The sequence below is a fragment of the Acidobacteriota bacterium genome, from assembly GCA_035529075.1.
GTDB lineage: Bacteria > Zixibacteria > MSB-5A5 > GN15 > FEB-12 > DATKXK01.
In genome coordinates, this window is record DATKXK010000010.1 from 465,046 (window position 1) to 478,939 (window position 13,894).

The 13,894-nt window shown below is 59.1% G+C and carries 12 protein-coding genes; 9 read left to right on the top strand and 3 right to left on the bottom strand.

Going from position 1 to position 13,894, the window contains the following annotated elements:
* The first annotated feature begins 46 nt into the window (after positions 1-46).
* The 9 genes from rbfA to leuS all read left to right on the top strand — a co-directional run bounded on the left by rbfA (position 47) and on the right by leuS (position 10,436).
* On the top strand, positions 47-406 hold the full coding sequence (rbfA, locus tag VMY05_05250) for a 30S ribosome-binding factor RbfA (protein ID HUV30483.1): 360 nt from the start codon (positions 47-49) through the stop codon (positions 404-406).
* Entirely contained in the window at positions 375-1,403 is a 1,029-nt protein-coding gene (locus VMY05_05255) for a bifunctional oligoribonuclease/PAP phosphatase NrnA (protein HUV30484.1), read from the top strand. The genes rbfA and VMY05_05255 overlap by 32 nt, the downstream gene beginning before the upstream one ends.
* Positions 1,390-2,337 carry a tRNA pseudouridine(55) synthase TruB gene (gene truB / locus VMY05_05260; protein HUV30485.1) on the top strand — a complete coding sequence of 316 codons (948 nt, stop codon included), beginning with the start codon at positions 1,390-1,392 and terminating at the stop codon, positions 2,335-2,337. Before VMY05_05255 ends, truB begins: the two co-directional genes overlap by 14 nt.
* Positions 2,338-2,339: 2 nt before the next feature.
* Positions 2,340-3,287: a bifunctional riboflavin kinase/FAD synthetase gene (locus tag VMY05_05265; protein HUV30486.1), complete on the top strand. Its 948-nt coding sequence runs from the start codon at positions 2,340-2,342 to the stop codon at positions 3,285-3,287.
* Positions 3,278-3,547, top strand: coding sequence for a 30S ribosomal protein S15 (gene rpsO, locus VMY05_05270; protein HUV30487.1), 270 nt, complete (start codon positions 3,278-3,280; stop codon positions 3,545-3,547). Before VMY05_05265 ends, rpsO begins: the two co-directional genes overlap by 10 nt.
* Positions 3,548-3,567: 20 nt before the next feature.
* Positions 3,568-5,745: a polyribonucleotide nucleotidyltransferase gene (gene pnp, locus VMY05_05275; protein ID HUV30488.1), complete on the top strand. Its 2,178-nt coding sequence runs from the start codon at positions 3,568-3,570 to the stop codon at positions 5,743-5,745.
* 19 nt (positions 5,746-5,764) lie between these two features.
* Complete coding sequence (locus VMY05_05280; protein HUV30489.1) at positions 5,765-7,045, top strand: pitrilysin family protein; 1,281 nt, start codon at positions 5,765-5,767, stop codon at positions 7,043-7,045.
* Positions 7,017-7,844, top strand: coding sequence for a polysaccharide deacetylase family protein (locus VMY05_05285; GenBank protein HUV30490.1), 828 nt, complete (start codon positions 7,017-7,019; stop codon positions 7,842-7,844). Before VMY05_05280 ends, VMY05_05285 begins: the two co-directional genes overlap by 29 nt.
* Positions 7,845-7,934: 90 nt before the next feature.
* Positions 7,935-10,436 carry a leucine--tRNA ligase gene (gene leuS, locus VMY05_05290; protein ID HUV30491.1) on the top strand — a complete coding sequence of 834 codons (2,502 nt, stop codon included), beginning with the start codon at positions 7,935-7,937 and terminating at the stop codon, positions 10,434-10,436.
* Positions 10,437-10,715: 279 nt separating this feature from the next.
* Here leuS and VMY05_05295 read toward each other — a convergent pair whose 3' ends face one another.
* Genes VMY05_05295 through VMY05_05305 form a run of 3 tightly spaced genes read right to left on the bottom strand, consistent with a single transcriptional unit; the run spans position 10,716 to position 13,894 of the window.
* Positions 10,716-11,633 (bottom strand): serine hydrolase, encoded by a 918-nt coding sequence (locus VMY05_05295; protein HUV30492.1) that lies wholly within the window; start codon positions 11,631-11,633, stop codon positions 10,716-10,718.
* A gap of 19 nt (positions 11,634-11,652) precedes the next feature.
* Entirely contained in the window at positions 11,653-12,969 is a 1,317-nt protein-coding gene (locus tag VMY05_05300; GenBank protein ID HUV30493.1) for an ABC transporter permease, read from the bottom strand.
* Positions 12,962-13,894, bottom strand: coding sequence for an ATP-binding cassette domain-containing protein (locus VMY05_05305; GenBank protein HUV30494.1), 933 nt, complete (start codon positions 13,892-13,894; stop codon positions 12,962-12,964). The genes VMY05_05300 and VMY05_05305 overlap by 8 nt, the downstream gene beginning before the upstream one ends.

Below are 13,894 nucleotides of genomic sequence, written 5' to 3' on the forward strand. Positions count from 1 at the left end.
CGTACGTGGCGGTCCCGCCGTTCGGTTCGCCGGAGGACGGGCAATTATGAGACAGTTTAGGCGCTCCGACCGGCTGAACGCACAGATCCTGCGTGATATCTCGCAGTTGCTTGACCGGGAACTGGGCGGGATTGCAGGCGGGATTACGACGTTCACGGCGGTTCGGCTTACCTCCGATCTCCGCTATGCCAGGGTGTTTTACTCTTTCCTCGGTGACGATGAGGGTCGGCAGGAGGTGGAGAAGTTCCTTGAGCGGCAACGCGGCCGGATTCGTTCGCAGATCGGGCGGAATTTGCATATGCGCCATATTCCGGAACTCGTGTTCAAGTACGATCCAACCGTCGAGCAGGGAATCAGAATCGAGAAATTGCTCGATGACGTCAAGCACGGGCGCCAGGGAGAATAAGCACATCTTGCAGCAGGCGACGAAAGTGAAAGACCGCATTCGGGAGATCGTTGATCGAGGCCGCAAGGTCATAGTGGTGTCGCACATTGACCCCGACGGTGACGCCGTGGGAACTGAACTCGCGTTTGGCGCCTACCTGGCTGATCTGGGTAAAGAGGTTCACCTGGCCCTCGATTCGCAGGTTCCCGAGAAGTACCTGTTTCTGCAGGGGGTGGAGCGTATCATGCGCGTGGACTCCCTGCCCGCGGATTTCACGGCCGATACGGCCATAGTCCTCGAATGCCCCAGCCGGGATCGCCTCGGCAGAGCAACCCGTCTCCTTGGCCGGGACACGGTTGTTGTCAGTATCGATCATCATCGCGGCAGCACGGAATTCGGAGACGTCAACTGGGTGGACATCGAGGCCTCCTCGGTGGGGGAAATGGTGTACGAGTATTTCCGGCACGTGGGGTATAGGCCGAACGCCGGGGTTGCTGAACAGCTGTACACGGCCGTATTGACCGATACCGGAAGGTTCCGGTACGCTTCGACCTCGGCCCGTACGATGGCTATCGCCGGTGAGTTGATTGCGGCCGGGGCCGATCCGCGAAGGGTCTGTGATCACGTCTACTACAACCTGCAGCCTTCGACGATGAAGCTTATGGGCAAGGTGCTCAACGGCATTGAGTTTCTTGGCGACGGCAGGATCTGCCTGATGACCATGACCAACGACATGGTACGGCAGGCGGGGGCACTGCATTCGGAGTCGGACGGCCTGGTCGATTACACGCTTTTTAACCAGGGGGTCCAGATCGGTGCCCTGCTGAAGGAAGTGGATGCCGCGCATACCAAAGTGTCGCTGCGGTCCAATAACGGGGTTGACGTTGCGGCCATTGCCGCCGTCTACGGCGGGGGCGGCCATTTCAACGCCGCCGGGTGCACTATACCGCTGCCGCTCGGGAACGCAAAGGCGGAGTTGGTCAGGCGTCTGTCAGAGGCAAATGATGACGCGCAGTGATCATTTTCATGGAGTCCTGCTGCTTAACAAACCACCGGGCATATCAAGCCACGATGCGGTGATTCGTGTGCGGCACATAGCCGGGCAGCGAAGCGTGGGTCACTGCGGCACGCTTGATCCGCTGGCCGAGGGTCTGCTGGTTTTATGCTTCGGCCGCGCCACCAAAGCGTCTCGTTTCCTGACCGAATGTGACAAAACGTACGACGCGGTGGTTCACCTCGGGTTGACATCGACGACTTACGATGCCGAAGGGCTGTCGCCGGATGCGGTGGCGAACGATGTTTCGTCATTGAACGCCGAGCGGATCAGCCGCGTGCTGGCTCAGTTCGAGGGCGCCATTCGACAGAAGGTGCCCGTTTTCTCGGCCGTGCGCATGCACGGTAAGCGGCTGTACACGCTGGCCCGCCGGGGCGAAACGGTGGAAACTCCGGAGCGAGAGGTGATTGTCAGGCGTATCGAGCTGCTGAGCTATGACGAGCCGTACTTGCATATCAGGGTGGAGTGCACGAAGGGTACGTACATCCGGACGCTTGCCCACGGGATCGGCGAGCGACTCGGTTGCGGGGCGTACCTGTCGCACTTGAAACGTATCGGGATCGGGCACCTCCGGCTTGAGGACGCGTTGACACTTGATGAGATTGCCGAACGTGCCGCACGCGGCGGGCTGCAGGAGTGTCTTCTGGCGCTGGACGAGGTTCTGCGGTACGGCGCCGTTACCGTGAGCGAGGAATTCGGCCGGGTGGTTGCGACGGGCCGACAGCTTTGCCGGGAAGACGTGGTCACCGTCGAAGGATCTTTCTCGGCCGGTGACAGGATACTGCTCAAGAACGGCAACGGGGCCGTTCTGGCCATCGGCATGGCCGGCGTCGACTCCGGCGGTTTTAACGGCGACTCCGACCGGCAATTGTTCAGATACGTGAGAGTGCTGAATTGACTGTGGAATTCATTCGAGGTCTGAAGGACTTCCGACTCCCGGAGGGGAGACGGACAATCGTCACGGTGGGAACGTTTGACGGCATCCATCGCGGGCATCAGGAGATCTTTCGACGGGTCAGGCGGGCGACGGCCGAGTCGGACGGTGAGACCGTGCTGATAACCTTTCACCCGCACCCCAGGGTTCTCGTCAGTCCGAGCAACGTGCCGATGCTGCTGACCACGATCGAAGAGAAAGAGAAGTTCGTCCCGGACTATTTCGAGGGCCGCGTGCTGGTTCTGGAATTCAATGAGACGCTGAAGAACATGAGCGCCGACCAGTTCGTCAAGGACATATTGGTTGAAAAAGCTCACGTCAGAAGGCTGATCGTCGGCTACGACCACGGGTTCGGCAGAAATCGCGAGGGCACTATTCCGGCCCTTCGAGACCTGGGCGAGAAACACGATTTTTCGCTGGAAGTCGTCGACCCGGTCTTCTACGGCGGTGTGCCGGTATCGTCGTCACGCATCCGGCGAGCCATGACCGAGGGGCAGTACGCGGAGGCCGTGGACCTCCTGGGGCATGACTATGCCATTTCCGGCCGGGTGGAGAGCGGCATTGGTCTTGGTCGCAAGATCGGATACCCGACCGCCAACATCCAGTACGGTCCGCGCAAGCTGCTGCCTCCGCAGGGTGTCTATGCCTGCTGGGCGGAGGTGGCCGGGCAGGACTGGTGCGGCATGCTCTTCGTGGGACAGAACTACTTCAACCCGGTTCAAACGGTCACCGTTGAGGTCAACCTTTTCGATTTCGACCGGGAGATTTACGACGAGGAAATCGTGGTTTACCCCACGCGTTTCATTCGGGGGAATCAGCGGTTTGCTTCCACCGAACTGCTGGTCCAGCAAATTGAACGAGATAAAGGAAGTGTTATGAAGATCGTACGTAAGGGAGAAAAGCAATGCCAGTAAGCAAGGACCGGAAGGCGGAGATTGTACAGCAGCACCGCCTTCATGAGGCGGACACGGGTTCGCCGGAGGTACAAATCGCGCTCCTGACGGAGCGAGTCAACCATCTGACGGGGCACATGCAAGAGCACAAGAAGGATTTTCACACCCGCCACGGGCTGCTTAAGCTCGTCGGTCAGCGCCGTCGTATGCTTGATTACTTAAAATCGAGAGACATCGGGAGCTACCGTGACGTTGTGAACCGGCTCGGCCTCAGACGATAGTTACTTAACAGGAAGATTGTATGTCACACAAAGTTGAATTTGAACTTGGCGGTCGCACGATGATCATTGAGTGCGGCAAGATGGCCAGGCAGGCTAACGGCGCTGTTACCGTCCGTTACGGCGATTCCATGGTTATTTCGACGTGCTGTTCCGGTCCGGACCCGAGAGAGGGTCTGGATTTCTTTCCGCTTACGGTCGAATACCGGGAAAAAGCTTATGCCGCGGGCAAGATTCCCGGCGGTTTTTTCAAGCGCGAAGGCAGACCTTCGGAGAAAGAAGTTGTCTCGGCGCGTATTATCGATCGGCCGATCCGGCCGTTCTTTCCTGATGATTTTCAATCCGAGACGCAGTGTATTTCGTACATCGTCTCACACGATCAGGAGAACGATACGGACATGCTCGCCCTGGTCGGCACCTGTGCGGCCATCGCCGTCTCTGACGTGCCGTTCCAGAAGATCCTGGCCGGCGTTCGGGTGGGGCGTATTGACGGCGCCTTCGTAGTCAACCCGACTTTGAGCCAGTCGGAGCAGAGCGATATTCAGATTGCCATGGCCGGTTCGGCGGACAGCATTGTCATGGTCGAAGGCGGAGGCAGAGAAGTCTCCGAGGACGACGTCATCGAAGCGCTCCTGTTCGGCCATGACTGCATCAAGACGATTGTTGCCCGGATTGACGAACTGCGTGCCCAGTGCGGCAAGGAGAAGTTCGAATATACGCCCGTGGTCCAGGATGAGACGCTTGCGGCGCGGGTCAAGGAGTTGGCCGGCGAGAGGATCGACGAGTACAACCACGAAGCGGACAAGGAAGCCCGCCGCGACGGCAAGAGGCGTCTCGAGCAGGAGATCAAGGAAGCCCTGGCCGAGGAGTTCCCCGAGCAGGAGAGGCCAATCAGGGCGATTTTTCACGATCTGGACGCCGCCTCCATGCGGCGGATGATTGTCGACTCAGGGCGGCGCATAGACGGCCGCGAGCCTGATGCCATTCGGGAAATCACCTGCGAGGTCGGCACGCTGCCGCGAACGCACGGCTCGGCGCTGTTTACCCGCGGTCAGACGCAGGCGCTGGTGGCCGTCACGCTGGGCACCAAGATGGACGAGCAGCGGCTCGACGAACTCGAGGGCGAGTCCACCAAGAGTTACATGCTGCACTACAACTTCCCGCCGTTCAGCGTCGGTGAGGTCAGGCCGATCCGAGGTACCTCCCGCAGGGAGATCGGCCACGGGGCGCTGGCCGAACGCGCCCTGCTTCCCGTCATCCCCTCGGAGATCGACTTTCCGTATACGGTGCGGCTGGTGTCTGACATTCTCGAGTCGAACGGATCCTCCTCCATGGCCACCGTGTGCGGAGGTTCTCTGTCCATGATGGACGCCGGAGTGCCCATCAAGACCGCCGTCGCTGGGATCGCCATGGGCCTGATCAAGGCCGAGGACAACGTCATCATTCTGACGGATATACTCGGCGACGAGGACCATTTCGGCGACATGGACTTCAAGGTGGCCGGGACGGCCGACGGGCTCACGGCCATCCAGATGGACATCAAGATCGCCGGCCTTGACATCGAAACGATGCGCCTGGCCCTGCAGAAGGCCCGCGTGGCCCGCCTGGCCATTCTGGACAAGATGAACGCCGTTATCGACAAGCATCGCGACCAGCTTTCGGAATATGCCCCCAGGATACTGTCCTTCTATATCAATCCGTCCAAGATCGGTGAGGTCATCGGTCCCGGTGGCAAGGTTATCCGTGCCCTGGTAGAGGAGACGGGGGCGAAGATCGACATCGAGGACGACGGCAAGGTGCTGATCGCCACGACTGATGCGGAAGCCGGCCGGGTCGCCATGGCCCGGATACAGGCGATAGTCGAGGAGCCCGAGGTTGGCAGAGTGTACGACGGCGTTGTCACCAGGATCACCGAGTTCGGCGCGATCGTGCAGATCCTGCCCAACTCCGACGGTCTGGTGCACATATCGGAACTCGACGTGCAACGGGTCCGGGCGGTCGAAGACATAGTCAGCATCGGTGATCACATCAACGTCAAAGTCCTTGACGTTGACGGTGATCGTGTACGGCTCTCACGTCGCGCTACGCTTACGGACGAGCCAAAACCGCCGAGTCAACGCAGCCAGCCGCCACGCTCAGGCCGGGGCGGCCGGCCCGAGCGCCCCAATCAGCGCCGGAGGTACACCAAGACGAAGGACTGACGTCCCCGTACTGGCGACCATGGCGAAACCGGCGTCCGGCAACGAGAACGGCGTGTACCGCAAGACAACGCTGAAGGATGGGCTGAGGGTAGTCACGGAACAACTGCCCTCGGTTCGTTCGATCTCCATCGGTGTCTGGGTGGACGTGGGATCGCGAAACGAACGGCCGGAAGACAGCGGGCTGTGCCACTTTCTGGAGCACATGGTGTTCAAGAAAACCAGGAAGCGGTCGGCCAGGCAGATAGCGGCCTCGCTGGAGTCGATCGGCGGCTCGCTCAACGGGTTTACCTCGCGTGAGCAGACGTGTTTCACGGCGCGGATACTCGACGAGCATCTGGCCGAAGCAATTGACGTCCTGGCGGACCTTACCTGCAACGCCTCCATAACCGCGGCTGATATGGACAAGGAGCGCCTTGTCATTTGCGAGGAGATCAAGGAGTCCCTGGATACTCCTTCGGATCACATCCACGATCTTTTTGCGCGGTCTTTCTGGGGTGAACACCCGCTTGGCCAGCCGATCATGGGCTCGCTGGAAAACGTCATGAATATGACGCGCTCGCGGATGAAAGCTTTCCGGAAGCGCAACTACCGGGCCGGTTCGGTCCTGGTCGCGGCCAGCGGGGCAGTCTCTCACAACCGCCTGGTGCGGCTGGTTCGCCAGAATTTCACATTCCCCGAGGGTTGCCACGAAACTCCCGAAGGCTACTGGCGAAGCCGTGACAAAGCTGTATCCGTCACCGACAACGACAGCAAACAAACCCACCTTTGTCTTGGCTTTCCGGGTTTCAGTTACGGCGCGAAAGAGAAGCTGTCCGCATTGGCCCTGAGCGCGTACCTCGGCGGCGGTATGTCGTCGGTTCTGTTTCAGAGGATACGCGAGGAGCGCGGGCTGGCTTACTCGGTGTATACCTACAATGACCTGTACCGCGACAGCGGCGTTTTCGGGGCTTACCTGGGTACGGACAGTGAACGGCTGGCGCAGGCATTCGAGGTCGTTTTGCGGGAACTGAAGCGAATCAAGAAAAAGCGGCTCACCACCTCGACTCTCGCCAAAGTGAAAGCCCAGATCAAGGGTCATCTGACCCTGAGCCTGGAGTCGACCTCAGCCCGGATGAGCCGCCTGGCCCGGCAGGAACTTGTCGGCAGCGGCTACCGGCCCTTGAAACAGTTGCTGCGCGAGATTGATCGCGTATCCTCCTCGGATATCCTTGACGCCGCAAACCGGATACTCGACGAGAACCGTATGGCTGTCGCGGTCCTTGGCCCGGCCGATGAAAACGTCTTCACCCAGGTTGCCTGAGGATCTCGAACGTCGACCGGGGTCGCCTCGCGTTTGCCCCAGAGCGCTCGTCTTCCACAAGATCATACCGCGCCTGGCGTGGGACTCCACCAACGTTTCTCCTCGCCGCTTTATCCGGTTGATGGATTACCTCTCCGGACTAGGCTACCGGTTTACCTCGCTGCAAGGGGAGAGATCCACGGCAGACCCGCACGGCCTGGCCATCACGTTTGATGACGGCTATAAACATCTGAGCACGGTTCTGCCGGATATGATCGAGCGGTTCGGCATTGAGCCCGTGGTGTTCATGCCGACTGCCTGGATCGGCAAGCCCAATCGCTGGGACTACAGCTACCGCCTCAGGAGCGTACCGCACCTGGATGGCAATGACGTACGTCAGTTAGCCTCGTGTGGCGTTCGCTTTGGTTCGCACGGTCATCGCCACCTTGACCTCACGCGCTGTTCCGCGGCAGAGCTGGCTGCTGAACTGAGCGACTCCAGACGCCGGCTCGAGGATATCCTGGGCGAGCGGGTGAGCACGGTCAGTTACCCCTACGGCCGCCACAACCGGCGCGTCCGTGACGCAGCGGCCGTGGCCGGGTACCACCTCGGCTTTACGATGCGATTCCCCACGCCAGGCGACCTGCCGCTGGCAGTGGGACGTCTCTCCGTCTATACCTGGGACAGCCGGCTGGCGGTGCTGCAGAAGATATCAGGCGGGCCGCTGGCGGGCCTGGAGCGGCTGAAGTCGCGCCTTGCGAACTCCCTGTCGGCCGGCAGCGACATCCTCAACAGAATGCGCCGTCACGGCTCAATCTGAGACCCCGACAGGCCGACAAACCAAAAATGTTGCCAAAGGTAATCCTTTTTGCTACTTTGACGCTTCACCGGGCAAGAGAGAGGTAGTGCGATGTCAGTGCAGGAAAAATCGTTTCGCAAGTACGATTTCAGGGCGATAGAGCAGAAGTGGCAGGCGCGGTGGGACAAAGACCAGCTCTTCAAGGCCGTCGATAAACCGTCCCACGACAAGAAGTTCTACGTGCTCGTGATGTTCGCCTATCCCTCCGGTGACATCCACATGGGTCACTTCCGCAATTACATCATCGGCGATGCGGTGGCTCGCCGGCAGATGATGCTCGGCAAACAGGTCCTGCACCCGTTCGGGTGGGACGCCTTCGGCTTACCGGCGGAGAGAGCCGCCCTCCAGCGGGGTATGCATCCTGAGAAGTGGACCATTGGCAACGTGGCTGCCTCGCGGAATACGCTCCAGAAGGCCGGTATCTCGTTTGACTGGTCGCGGGAAGTGACGTCATGCCTGCCGGATTACTACAGGTGGACGCAGTGGATGTTCGTCCAACTTTTCAAGAAGGGCCTGGCTTACCGCAAGCGGGGTTTTGTTAACTGGTGTCCGGAGGACAAGACGGTTCTGGCCAACGAGCAGGTTGTCCAGGGATGCTGCGAGCGGTGCGGAACCGTCGTCGAAAAACGCGACCAGATACAATGGTACTTCAAGATTACCGACTTTGCGGACCGGCTTATTGACGACCTGGACAAGCTGCCCGGCTGGCCGGAGAGCGTCAAGACCATGCAGCGAGAGTGGATCGGCCGCTCATACGGTCTTGAGGTTGACTTCACCATCGAGGATACGGGGGAGAAGCTGCCAATCTTCACCACCCGTCCGGATACCATTTATGGCGTGACGTTCATGGCGATTTCTCCGGAATCAGAAATTGTCGACAAGCTCAACATGGATCCGGAACACTCCACCAGGGTGGCCGAATACAGGAAGAAAGCTCTGCTCAGGTCCGACATTGAACGGGCGGCTCTCAGCGAGGAGAAGGACGGTGTCTTCACCGGCCGATACGCCGTGAACCCCTACAACGGTGAGCGCGTCCAGTTGTGGGTGGCCGATTACGTGCTGGCCGGCTACGGAACGGGCGCCGTGATGGCCGTTCCCGCTCATGACACCCGCGACTTCGCCTTTGCCGGAAAGTACGGCATCCCGATCAGGGTCGTTATCCATCCCGACGAGAAAACCTCGCTGGACCCGGCCGCGATGCCGGACGCCTTCGTCGAGTACGGTCCCATGGTGAATTCCGGACCGTTTGACGGCAAAGCGGGGCAGGAAGCCATCGACGCCGTCAGCGAATACGCCGAGACACGTGGATTCGGGCGGCGCAAGGTGAACTACAAGCTGAAAGACTGGTTGATCTCACGCCAGCGCTACTGGGGATGCCCCATCCCGATCGTCCACTGCGAGCGTTGCGGCCTGGTGCCGATCAACGAGAATGATCTGCCCGTTCTCCTGCCCTGGGTCGAGGACTACCAGCCCAGAGGCCGTTCGCCGCTGGCCGACGTTGCGGATTTCCTGGCCACTACCTGCCCCGCGTGCGGGGGAGAGGCCGAACGCGACGTCGACACCATGGACACATTCGTCTGCTCGTCCTGGTACTATCTTCGCTACGTCGATGCCAGGAACGACAAGGAGCCGTACTCCCGGGACAAGGAGAAAAGATGGCTGCCGGTTGACCTGTACGTGGGCGGCGTGACGCACGCCACTGGACACCTGATCTATTTTCGCTTTTTCCAGAAATTCCTGCACGATATCGGCTGGAGCGACTATGATGAACCGGCCAGCCACCTGTTCAACCACGGCCTGGTGCTGGATGCCGATGGCGAGGTCATGAGCAAGTCCAAGGGCAACGTGGTTTCGCCGCTGGCCCTGATGGAGGAGCGGGGCGTCGATATCGCCCGGCTGGCCATGTATTTTACCTCACCGTCGGATCGAGAGGTGCTCTGGAGCGAGGAGAGCGTGACCGGGGTCGAGAAGTTCGTCCTGAACCGGCTCTTCCCCGTCGTTCAGAAATATCGAGGCTCCAGGCCGGACTTAAAGCAACACTTTAAGCCGGAGCAGCTGTCGGCCGATGAACGGCGCGTCTATGTCAAACTTAACCAGACCGTCAAGAAAGTCTCGGAATCCTTTGACCGGCTTCAGTTTAACACGGCTATCGCCGCCCTGATGGAACTGATCCGGGATTATGACAGCGTACCGGATATCTCGGATGACGGGCTCAACGATATGGTCATACTCAAGACCATACTGCTGGTCGCCCCGCTGACGCCGCACCTGGCCGAAGAAATGTGGGAAACGGTCGGTTTCAAGGAATCGGTCTTCAAAGCCGGATGGCCGAATTACGATCCTGAAGCCGTGGTCGGAGATACTGTCCGGATAGCGGTGCAGGTTAACGGGCGTCTGCGGGATACCGTCACGGTAGCGGCAGGGTCGGAGCAAGCTGCGGTCGAGAAGGCTGCCCTTATGAGCGAGAAGGTCCAGAATCACATCGGGAATAAGGATATTGTCCGGAAGATCTACGTGCCGGGGCGACTGCTGAATATCGTGGTGAAGGGTTAGCGGCCAGGGAGCCTGCGCCAGGGGGCTTGGAAGGCCATTCTGTTAACATAATATATCTTATGGGACCATGCGCCCCGTCTTTCCATTGCCCTGAAAGCACCCCAACTCCCCCTTCCGCCCCCGGGACCGCGTACTCCTTGCCCGGGCAGCTTACCACTACTGACTATTAGACCACACGGAGAGGTTTTTAGTGAGACGACTCAGAAGGGAAACGCTCTTCCTGCTTACCACGATTGATGCCCCCGGGCTCCAACTTGCCTTCGGGTTCTGACACCGAAACTACAACTGGGCCAGGGCGGCCATTCGCCTGAAGCCCCAGTCGGCCAGCTTGCGGGCTTCGCGGAAGCGAAGTTTGTCTCTCGGCACACCCAGCACTACCACGGTGAGCCTCTCCCCTGCCGAGTTTCGAAGGATAGTCGCCAGACAGTGGTCCGCGGCTCGAATATAGCCGGTCTTGCCGGCGAGAACATCATACCGGGAATGGACCAGGAGATTGGTGTTGCTCATCGGGACGTACACGTTCTTCTTGTTCAGGATTTCCACGCGGTACTGCTTTTCGGACGTGATCCGGGCGATCAAGTCGTAGTCACGGGCATAGTGCAGGATTTTGGCCACTTCCTGGGCCGTCGAAACGTTCCTGGAATCCAGGCCGGTGGGTTCCTGAAAGTGAGTATGTTTCAGGCCCAGTGTCCGGGCCTTCCGATTCATGTCCTTTACAAACTCTTCGATAGTCCCGCAGGTGGCCCTGGCCAGGGCGCGAGCGGCCCGGTTATCCGAATTCATCAGTGCGGCGTGCAGGAGGTCACGAAGGGTGACTTCGTATCCAACCCGGAGCCGTGATCGTGAAGACCGCCGGGCGTCCTTGCCGGTGATGATCTCGGTCGAATCGAGACTGACCCCCTTGTCGATCACGACCATTGCCGAGACGAGTTTAGTAATCGAGGCAATCGGCCGCTGCTGATTCGGCTTGCGCGCGTACAGCACTTCACCGTTGTCATAGTTGACCACGAGGGCGGACTTCAGGTTAAGTGCGAGGCCCTTTGTGGCGGCGTGGTCGAAATCGAAGTGATAGGTCTGATCGACGGACGCCCACAGGCCCGAGTCGGAGCTTTCAACGAAGTGGACGGTGTTTGCCGAGAAAAAGACAAAGCCGGCCAGCAGCAGAAGGACTCTGGGCAATGTCGAGCGCTGAATCATTCCGGTCGTGCTCTCCTCGTCAGTACCTGACCCACCTGATCAGCTCCGGCAGCGTGGGCCGCTTGCCGTACATCAGAATGCCGACACGAAAGATCCGGCCGGTAACCCAGACCGTGCCTATCAAGGCCAGAACGATCAGGAGAAAGGCCAGCGCCCCTTCTGCGACAATGCCTGAAAAAAGCGAGTACTCCGCGACCGTGGGCGCTATGAATATCACCCGCATCAGCATCAGCGTGGGTGAGAACAACGGAATGAACGAGAGCACCAGCACCCAGGTGGCGTACGGGTCGCGCACAACAGCTATGCCGATGATCACCGGGAATATCAGGCTCAAGGAGATCGGCATGACGAAACTCTGCGCCTCCTTGTCGCTGTTGACAATCGCTCCGATCAGGGCAAAGAAGGTGGAATACAACAGGTACCCGGATATGAAGAAGAGAATGAAGAAGGTGACAATCACGGGATTAAAGGCTATGCGCTGCACGGCTGGCAAGGCCTGCGCGGCGGCGGCGCCGGTGCTGACGGATATCAATGCACCGATGACGACCCAGATAGCCACCTGCGTAAAAGCCGCCGCGCCCATGCCCAAAACCTTCCCCAGCATCAACTGAAACGGGCTGACGGACGAAACCAGTACTTCCACTATACGACTGTTCTTTTCTTCGATGACGGACCGCATGAGCACCGCGCCGTAGCCGACGATCATCATGTATATGATCATGACGAAGATCAGTGCGCCGAAATACTTGACGGTAAACGGGATCGACTGCCCCATGGTATCTCTCAAAACAAGATCGACACGTTCGGTCAGAGCCAGCACGGAATCTACGGGCAGGTTGATGTTGCTCAGCCGCAGGCGGTGTGCGGCGAGCACGTTCGACAGCCGGTATTCAAAGCGGCTCAGGGCGTTGAAATCGTCCGAGTTTGTCACCATGAAGACGTTGCTGTCGGCCAGGTGAGGATCCGGTTTGACGACAAGAAAGTACTTCAGCCCCTTGTCGGTCACCAACTGGGCAAGCGAATCGTATAGCACCTGGAAGCGCGCATCATCGTCGGCCGCGGGCCGAAAGATCCCGCGCACGCTGTACGAGGGTGTGTCCGTCCCCTTGAGCTTGTATCGTTGCAACGATTCAGCGAATTCCTCGGCAATCTCCATGCCGCTCTGGTCAATGACGGCGAGCTTTTCAGTAACCGCCGTCTCCTGCCTGGCGAGCATAGCAGGAAGCAGGATAAGCAGCCCCATGAAAACCGGTATGAGCAGTATTCCGATAATGAATGACTTCTTCTTGACGATCTGCGCGTACTCGCGCTTGAAAATGGCCAGGAACTTATACATGACCTTGCCTCCCGTTCTTATGAAGCTCGGCCGGGTCGACCTTGGCCATGTCGATGAAGATGTCGTAAAGCGACGGTTCCATGATTTCAAAACGGCGGACGGCTACTTTTTCGATCAGCGCCCTCAGGATCGTGTTCGGCAGTGCTCCGTCCTCCAGGCGGACTTCAATATAGTTGTTGAACTCGGTCATGGCCTGTACGCCGGGGAGGGACCTGATGAACGCGCCGTCGCCCTCGATGCCGATATGCAGGGAATTCTTGCCGAACCTCGCCTTCACCTCGGTGAGCCTGCCGTCAATGACCTTCTGACCGTGTGAAATCATGCAGATGTAGTCACACAGCTTCTCCGCCTGTTCCATGACGTGGGTGGAAAAAAGGATGGTCTTCCCAGCCCGTTTGAGTTCAAGGAGTATGTCCGTGATGAGTTCGATGTTCATGGGATCGAGGCCCGAGAAGAGCTCGTCGAGAATGATTATGTCCGGTTCGTGCAGGATAGTCGCGATAAACTGGAGCTTCTGCGCCATGCCTTTCGACAGTTCCTCGACCTTGCGCTCGCGATACTCCGACAGGCCCATGCGCTCAAGCCAGGGCCCGATCTGCTCGCGCGACTTCTTCGGAGGATACCCTTTAAGCTGCGCCAGGTAAGTGATTATCTCCTGAAGCTTCATTTTCTTGTACAGGCCGCGCTCTTCGGGAAGATAGCCAACGCAGTCCTTGAACGTGTCGTCCACCCTCCGACCGTCGAAATAGATTTCTCCGGCGTCCGGGGCGATGATGTTCATGATCATGCGAATGGTGGTGGTCTTCCCCGCGCCGTTCGGCCCGATGATGCCGTAGATGACCCCTTTGGGCACGTGAAGAGTCAGGTTGTCAACGGCGACCTTACCATCGTATTCTTTGCGCACATTTTCAAGCCGGAGGTACAT

What these genes read in the sequence shown, in the direction of transcription:
- rbfA (HUV30483.1), top strand. Translation starts at nt 47, where the DNA reads ATGAGACAGTTTAGGCGCTCCGACCGGCTGAACGCACAGATCCTGCGT.
- VMY05_05255 (HUV30484.1), top strand. Translation starts at nt 375, where the DNA reads ATGACGTCAAGCACGGGCGCCAGGGAGAATAAGCACATCTTGCAGCAG.
- truB (HUV30485.1), top strand. Translation starts at nt 1,390, where the DNA reads ATGACGCGCAGTGATCATTTTCATGGAGTCCTGCTGCTTAACAAACCA.
- rpsO (HUV30487.1), top strand. Translation starts at nt 3,278, where the DNA reads ATGCCAGTAAGCAAGGACCGGAAGGCGGAGATTGTACAGCAGCACCGC.
- pnp (HUV30488.1), top strand. Translation starts at nt 3,568, where the DNA reads ATGTCACACAAAGTTGAATTTGAACTTGGCGGTCGCACGATGATCATT.
- VMY05_05280 (HUV30489.1), top strand. Translation starts at nt 5,765, where the DNA reads ATGGCGAAACCGGCGTCCGGCAACGAGAACGGCGTGTACCGCAAGACA.
- VMY05_05285 (HUV30490.1), top strand. Translation starts at nt 7,017, where the DNA reads ATGAAAACGTCTTCACCCAGGTTGCCTGAGGATCTCGAACGTCGACCG.
- leuS (HUV30491.1), top strand. Translation starts at nt 7,935, where the DNA reads ATGTCAGTGCAGGAAAAATCGTTTCGCAAGTACGATTTCAGGGCGATA.
- VMY05_05295 (HUV30492.1), bottom strand. Translation starts at nt 11,633, where the DNA reads ATGATTCAGCGCTCGACATTGCCCAGAGTCCTTCTGCTGCTGGCCGGC.
- VMY05_05300 (HUV30493.1), bottom strand. Translation starts at nt 12,969, where the DNA reads ATGTATAAGTTCCTGGCCATTTTCAAGCGCGAGTACGCGCAGATCGTC.
- VMY05_05305 (HUV30494.1), bottom strand. Translation starts at nt 13,894, where the DNA reads ATGTACCTCCGGCTTGAAAATGTGCGCAAAGAATACGATGGTAAGGTC.